The sequence below is a fragment of the Streptomyces sp. NPDC030840 genome (assembly GCF_055572015.1).
The window spans coordinates 176,657-183,971 of sequence record NZ_JBVIEE010000021.1; the positions used below are offsets into that span (position 1 = coordinate 176,657).

Sequence of the window (7,315 nt, forward strand, 5' to 3'; positions counted from 1 at the left end):
TACGCGCGCAAGGGGCGCCGCCAGGCGGAGGCACGGCTCGTCCCGCGCGACCGGGGACCGCGGAGGCCGCGGGCCTCCCGCGATCCCTCACAACCAGTCCGCCTACGCCACCGGTCCCACCCAGTCCTCCTACAGCCGTGATCAATCCGCAACCAATTCCGGGCTTGACCGAGACCCATCAAGTGCATACGCGAATACCCTCGGGCACATGGCCGACTCCTCCACGTCCCCCGACTCCACCGAGCCCGACGGGGCCACCCGGACCGCTGGGTCCGCCGAGGCCGGCGGGTCCACCGAGCCCGACGGGGCGGGCGGCTCCGCCGGCCGGGTGGAGCGGGTCCGTCGTGATCGTCCCGTGTACGTCATCGGCGGCGGGCCGGGCGGGCTCGCCGCGGCGTACGCGCTGCGGGCCCAGGGCGTCCGTGCCGTCGTACTGGAGAAGTCCGACCAGGTCGGCGCGTCATGGCGGAGGCACTACGACCGGCTGCACCTGCACACGACCCGGCGCCTGTCGGGGCTGCCCGGGCTGGCGATGCCGCGGCGGTTCGGCCGCTGGGTGGCGCGCGACGACGTGGTGCGCTACCTGGAGAAGTACACCGAGCACCACGAGCTGGAGGTCGTCACCGGCGTCGAGGTCTCCCGCGTGGAGGCGGCCGCCGACGGCAGCGGCTGGCTGCTGCGGGCCACCGGCGGGCGCGAACTGACCGGCAGCGCGGTCGTCGTCGCCACCGGCTACAACCACACGCCCCACCTGCCCGACTGGCCCGGACGCGACGACTACACCGGCGAACTGCTCCACGCGGGCGAGTACCGCAGCGCGGCGCCCTACGCGGGCCGCGACGTCCTCGTCGTCGGCGTCGGCAACACCGGCGCCGAGATCGCCGTCGACCTGGTGGAGGGCAGGGCCTCGCGCGTACGGCTCGCGGTGCGCACCACCCCGCACATCGTGCGCCGTTCCACAGCCGGCTGGGCGGCCCAGTACACCGCCATCGCCGTACGGCACCTGCCGGTCGCCCTCGTCGACCGCCTCGCCAGGCCGGTGGCCAGGCTCAGCGTGCCCGACCTGTCCGCGTACGGGCTGCCGCGCCCCGACACCGGCCTGTACTCCCGCGTCAAGGAAGGGTCCATCCCCGTCCAGGACGTCGGCCTCGTGGACGCCCTACGCAAGGGCCGGGTCGAGATCGTGGCCGCCGTGGAGGGCTTCGAGGACGGCAAAGTCGTCCTCGCCGACGGCAGCCGTATCGAGCCCGAGGCCGTGGTGGCCGCCACCGGGTACCGGCGCGCCCTGGAGGGCCTCGTCGGCCACCTCGGCGTCCTCGACGAGCGCGGCAAGCCGGTCGTCCACGGCGCCCGCACCCCGAAGAACGCCCCCGGCCTGTACTTCACCGGCTTCACCAACCCCATCAGCGGCATGTTCCGCGAACTCGCCCTCGACGCCCAGAAGATCGCCAAGGCGGTCGCCCGCGGGGGCGGGGTGGAGCGGACGCAGACCCGCGCCTGAGCCCAGGTGCTGTCACACGGGCCCCAGCGGCCCCTCAAGCCCCGGGCGGTTGCGCGGCCGCGATCGGACTGCCCGCGACCAGCGCCTGTGCGCGGGCAGTCCGATCGCGGCCGGGTGGCAGTCCGAGCGCGGCCAGACGGACGAGCAGACCTCACCGAACCGGGTTGTCACGGCCGGCGCCGCAGCGGCGGCTGAGGAGTGGGCGGCTGCCCCGCCAGGCCGGTGAGCAGGCGGGTGCACACCTCGCGGAGCTTGAGGTTGGTCTGCTGGGAGAGCCTGCGCAACAGTTCGAAGGCCTCCTCGTCGGTGCACTTGTGCTCCTGCATGACGGTGCCGATGGCCTGGTCGATCACACTGCGGGAGGCGAGCGCGGTCTGCAGCTCATGGGCGAAGTCCTCGGCGTCCGCCACCCGCTGGGCCAGGGCGATGCCGCCGCCGGCCTGCGCGGCGCACGTCGCCAGCATGCGCCGGTCGGCCTCGGAGAAGGCCTCCGGACAGGTGGCGTAGAAGTTCAGCGCCCCGGCGGTGTGCGTGCGGACCGGGATCGGCAACGACACCGAGGAGCGGATCCCCAGGTCGGCCGCGTAGTTGGGATAGGAGCCCCACCGCGTTTCTCTCAACGTGTCCGGCACGTACACGATCTCGCCGGTGCGCAGGGCCTGCAGGCAGGGCCCGTCGTCCTGGCCGTACTGCTTCTCGTCCAGCTTGTCCGCCACGCCACCGGTACTGACCACCGTCATCGGCCGATCGCGACGCTGCAAGGTCACTCCGCAGCCGTCCGCGCCTGAGGCGCTGACGGCGTCGTCGATCAGGAGCTGGAGGAATTCGCGCACGGAAGTGGTCTCCAGCAGCCAGTCGATCATGTCCAGAGCGTGCGAGTGTTGATTGCGGTCCATCGTCACTCACCTCCCAGCGTGGTTCATCCACCGGACGGGCCGCAAAGCTTGCGCCGAACCTGATACCCCCGAACCCGGCGTTCCGGCATGGGCGTCACTGTGCGATACCGCACAGGCACAGCTCATTGAACGGTGTGCGTCGTGAAGGAAGCCGGTCGCGGTCCGGTGCGCTGGAGCTCCGGGGGGACCCAGGGCCCTCACCAGGGCGGCTGTCCCTCACGTCCCCACCGCCCCCCGCTCCACTCATCGCGCCCGGAACGGGGCGACTGCCGGTTCCCCCGTCGGGGTTCCAGCGACGCGCGTGGCGGGTACGAAGCATGTGCCCGCCACGCACATGCCTCGCGCCCACCGCGCGGCGCCCGCCGGGCTCCCGCACCTCTCCCGTGCACGACGGTTCCTGACACCGCGTCAGTTCAGTAACCTGTGAGTAATCTGACACTGCGTCAGCTAGTTGGCTGTCACACAGGAGCGGGCGGACCGATGCTTGGATCAACCCATGGCACCCTCACCACCGACTCCCGCCGGGCCCGGGTCATCGCCTGCGGCGAGCAACCCTCACCCGTCGTGCACGGCAGGCCCGCGGAGACCGACGACCTCGACGTCAGCGGGCGCCCGCTGTACGCCGACGTCCCCGATCTCGACCGGTTCTTCCGCCCCGGGTCCGTGGCCGTGGTCGGCGCCTCGGACGCCGAGGGACGGCCGAACACCGGGATCACGCGGCAGCTGATCACCTGGGCCGAGCGGGTCGGCGCCCGGCTGCACCCGGTGCATCCCACGCGTCAGTCCGTCTTCGGCATACCCTGCGCTCCTTCCGTCGCCCACCTGCCCGAGCAGGTGGATCTCGCTGTCCTGCTGGTCGCCGACCCCCTTCCCGTGATCGAGGAACTCGCCGAGACCAAGGTGAAGTTCGCCGTCGCCTTCGCCTCCGGGTTCGCGGAGACGGGCGCGGAGGGCGCGGCGGCGCAAGAGCGGCTGGCCGCCGCCGTCGCACGCTCCGGGCTGCGGCTGCTCGGCCCGAACACCAACCTCAACGCCTTCGAGCGGTTCCGGGACGACCTGGAAGGGCCCGCCATCGCGCTCATCACCCAGTCCGGCCACCAGGGCCGCCCCGTCTTCGCCCTCCAGGAGCTCGGCGTCCGCCTCTCCCACTGGGCGCCCACCGGCAACGAGGCCGACCTGGAGACCGCCGACTTCATCTCCTACTTCGCCGAGCAGCCCGAGGTCGGCGCCATCGCCGCCTACGTGGAGGGCCTGAAGGACGGCCGCGCCTTCCTTCTCGCCGCCGACAGGGCCGCCCGGCGCGGCGTCCCCGTCGTCGCCGTCAAGGTCGGCCGCACCGAGACCGGCGCACGCACCGCCGCCTCACACACCGGCAAGCTGACCGGTGCCGACGCGGTGGTGGACGCGGCCATGCGCCAGTTCGGGGTGATCCGGGTGGACGGGCTGGACGAACTCCAGGACACCGCGACCCTGCTGGCGCGGGCGCGCCGCCGGCCGGGCACCGAAGGCGGACAGTCCAGGGCCACCGACCGGACCGCCGACGGCGTCGTCGTCTATTCGATCTCGGGCGGCACGGGCGCGCACTTCGCCGACCTGGCGACCGAGGCCGGGCTCCACCTTCCGCGGCTGTCGCAGGCCAGGCAGGCCGAGCTGCACCAGTGGATACCCGAGTACCTGAACGTGGCGAACCCGGTCGACAACGGCGGGCACCCGGTGGGCGACTGGCGCGGGCGGAAGATCATCGACGCGATCCTCGACGACCCGGAGGTAGGGGTGCTGATCTGTCCCATCACCGGGCCCTTCCCACCGATGAGCGACAAGCTCGCCCAGGACCTCGTGGACGCGGCAGAGCAGACGGACAAGCTGGTGTGCGTGGTGTGGGGCTCGCCGGTGGGCACCGAGTCCGCGTACCGGGAGACGCTGCTCGGCTCGTCCCGCGTCGTTACCTTCCGCACCTTCGCCAACTGCATCACGGCCGTCCGCGCGCACCTCGACCACCAGCGGTTCACCGCCTCCTACCGCTCGCCCTTCGACGAGGCGCCCCGCAGCCCGTCGCCCTCCTTCCGCAAGGCGCAGGCCCTGATGCGGCCGGGGCAGCAGCTGAGCGAGCACGCGGCGAAGCAGCTGCTGCGGGCGTACGGCATCCGCGTCCCCCGCGAGCAGCTGGTGACCAGCGCCGCCGCGGCCGTGCGGGCGGCGAGCCTGGTCGGCTACCCCGTGGTGATGAAGGCCTCCGGCGCGCGGATCGCCCACAAGACAGAGCTCGGACTGGTGAAGATCGGGCTGACCTCGGCCAGCCAGGTCCGCGACGCCTATCGCGAGCTCACCGACATCGCGCGCTACGAGGGCATCACGCTCGACGGGGTGCTGGTGTGCCAGATGGTCGAGCGGGGCGTGGAGATGGTCGTCGGCGTCACGCACGACCAGCTCTTCGGGCCGACGGTCACGGTCGGGCTCGGCGGAGTGCTGGTGGAGGTCCTGCGCGACTCCGCCGTGCGCGTGCCCCCCTTCGGCGAGGACCAGGCCCACGCCATGCTCACCGAACTGCGCGGGAGGGCCCTGCTGGACGGGGTGCGCGGGGCTCCCCCGGCCGACGTGGACGCCCTCGTCGAGGTCGTGCTCCGTGTGCAGCGGATGGCCCTGGAGCTCGGGGAGGACATCGCCGAGCTGGACATCAACCCGCTGATGGTGCTCCCCCGCGGGCAGGGGGCCGTGGCGCTGGACGCGCTGGCGGTGTGCCGCTGAGCGCGAACACGGACGCCGGAGACGCCTCACCGCGTCCGTCGCCCACCCCCTCACCGCGCCCTTCGCCCACCCCCTCACCGCGTCCTTCGCCCATCCCCTCACCGCGTCCTTCGCCCATCCCCTCACCGCGTCCCACACCGCACCCCTCACTCCCCGTACACAACGGAGCGTCCACATGTCCGACTCCCCCCTCGATCCTCCCGAAAAATCCCGTGACTCATTGATACTGCACGCCACTGACAAAGCCGTCTCGTGGATCACCCTCAACCGCCCCGAGGCGATGAACGCCATCGCCCCCGACCAGCGGGAACGGATCATCCAGCTGCTGGCGGAGGCGTCCGCGGACCCGGCCGTCCGAGCCGTCGTCATCACCGCGACCGGCCGTGGCTTCTGCGCGGGCGCGGACCTGCGCGGCACGTCCACCCCGCCGTCCGAACGCGTCCCCGGCGACGTCGCCCGCACGATCCGGCTCGGCGCCCAGCGCCTGATCGCCGCCGTACTCGACTGCGAGAAGCCGGTGATCGCCGCCGTGAACGGCACGGCGGCCGGCATCGGCGCGCACCTGGCGTTCGCCTGCGACCTGGTGCTGGCGGCCGAACCCGCGCGCTTCATCGAGGTCTTCGTACGGCGCGGCCTCGTCCCGGACGGGGGCGGCGCGTACCTCCTCCCGCGTCTGGTCGGACCCCGGCGGGCGAAGGAGCTGATGTTCTTCGGCGACGCGCTGTCGGCGGCGGACGCGGAACGGCTCGGGCTCGTCAACCGCGTCGTCGCGCCGGAAGAGCTGGAGAAGACGGCCCGCGAGTGGGCGGAGCGCCTCGCCACCGGCCCCACCCGCGCCCTCGCCCTGACCAAGCAGCTCGTGAACGCGTCCCTCGACACCGACCGCGCCACCGCCTTCGCCGCCGAGGCCGCCGCCCAGGAGGTCAACATGACGACCGCGGACGCGAAAGAGGGTGTGGCGAGCTTCGTGGAGCGCCGCACGCCGCGGTACGAGGGGCGCTGACGCCGGTACGGGAGGACGTACGGCGGATACGGCACGTACCGCAGTACCGCAGGTACCGCAGGTACCGCACATACCGCACATACCGCACGTCCAGCATGTACGGCGCTTCTGGCGCTTCACTTCTGACGGTTCGTCAGGTTCAATGCTCCTTGTGATGGGAAGCGCAGGGATGGCGGCCGCCGCCGTCCGGTACCTGAGGTCCGCAGAGGCTCCGCCGGCCGTGGAGCCCGTCGAAGCGCTGCCGCGCCCGGAGCTGCGGTGCGTCAGAGAGGGCGAGCGGGCGCGGGTGGACCAGGCGGAGTTCCGGCGGGTGCTGGGGAACTTCGCGACGGGGGTCACCGTCATCACCGCGCCTGCCGTGGAGGACGCGGCGGGCCCCGCCGGCTTCGCCTGCCAGTCCTTCTCCTCCCTCTCCCTCGACCCGCCCCTGGTCGCGTTCATGGTCGGCCGTACGTCGACGACCTGGCCGCGCATCGCCCGCGCGGGCGTCTTCTGCGTGAACGTGCTGGCCGCCGGTCAGGGTGAGCTGTGCCGCGGGTTCGCGGTGAGCGGGGCCGACAAGTTCGCGGGGGTGGCTCACGACGCGGCGCCCGCCACGGGTTCGCCGCGTCTGGCCGGCGCCGCCGCCTGGATCGACTGCCGGATCCACGCCGTGCACACGGGCGGGGACCACCTGATCGTGGTCGGGAGGGTGGAGGCACTCGGAGCGAGCGACGCGGGGGTGGCTCCGCTTCTGTTCCACCGAGGACGCTTCCTGTAGTCGACCAAGCGCTCTTGCGCGGTCTGCCTCCTTTCGGAGCAGGAGGACGCCATGAGTTCGCGCCCTCGGCCGACAGGCCCATCAGCTTCGAGCAGGTCGAGCGCTGCCAGAGCGCGACTCTCCCACCTTGAGCGCCTGGGCCGCGCGAAGGAACTGCTCGCCGGGCGCGGCATGGACACGTCCCAGTGCGGGTTGGTGTGCTTCAGCAGGGCCGGTTGCAGCGACACCCTGCGGGCCGAGGCGGCACGGGGCGGGGTGCTGTTGGTCGGTATCGACGAGTTGTACGGGCGGGCGACGCCGACCCATTTTCCTGATCTAGTGTGCTGCGCCAGAAATCCTGAGGATTAGTTCTGCTCGGTTTGCTGGCCGGTGGTTCCGACCTTGGTGAGGTAGTCGGCGAGGGAGTTGAG

5 protein-coding genes are annotated in these 7,315 nt (G+C 72.2%); 4 read left to right on the forward strand and 1 reads right to left on the reverse strand.

Features of this window, described 5'->3' with window-relative positions:
• The first annotated feature begins 208 nt into the window (after nucleotides 1–208).
• Nucleotides 209–1,501: a flavin-containing monooxygenase gene (locus ACZ49J_RS34515; RefSeq protein WP_467454463.1), complete on the forward strand. Its 1,293-nt coding sequence runs from the start codon at nucleotides 209–211 to the stop codon at nucleotides 1,499–1,501.
• Between the two features lie 167 nt (nucleotides 1,502–1,668).
• Here the strand turns inward: ACZ49J_RS34515 and ACZ49J_RS34520 are convergent, their stop codons facing one another.
• A complete protein-coding gene (locus tag ACZ49J_RS34520) occupies nucleotides 1,669–2,397 on the reverse strand; it encodes a GAF and ANTAR domain-containing protein (protein ID WP_467454465.1) in 729 nt (242 codons plus the stop codon).
• Between the two features lie 480 nt (nucleotides 2,398–2,877).
• Between ACZ49J_RS34520 and ACZ49J_RS34525 the strand changes: the two genes are divergently transcribed.
• The 3 genes from ACZ49J_RS34525 to ACZ49J_RS34535 all read left to right on the forward strand — a co-directional run bounded on the left by ACZ49J_RS34525 (nucleotide 2,878) and on the right by ACZ49J_RS34535 (nucleotide 6,905).
• Nucleotides 2,878–5,142 (forward strand): acetate--CoA ligase family protein, encoded by a 2,265-nt coding sequence (locus tag ACZ49J_RS34525; protein WP_467454466.1) that lies wholly within the window; start codon nucleotides 2,878–2,880, stop codon nucleotides 5,140–5,142.
• 175 nt (nucleotides 5,143–5,317) lie between these two features.
• Nucleotides 5,318–6,145, forward strand: coding sequence for an enoyl-CoA hydratase/isomerase family protein (locus ACZ49J_RS34530; RefSeq protein ID WP_467454467.1), 828 nt, complete (start codon nucleotides 5,318–5,320; stop codon nucleotides 6,143–6,145).
• 154 nt (nucleotides 6,146–6,299) lie between these two features.
• Nucleotides 6,300–6,905 carry a flavin reductase family protein gene (locus ACZ49J_RS34535; protein ID WP_467454469.1) on the forward strand — a complete coding sequence of 202 codons (606 nt, stop codon included), beginning with the start codon at nucleotides 6,300–6,302 and terminating at the stop codon, nucleotides 6,903–6,905.
• Nucleotides 6,906–7,315 lie beyond the last annotated feature (410 nt).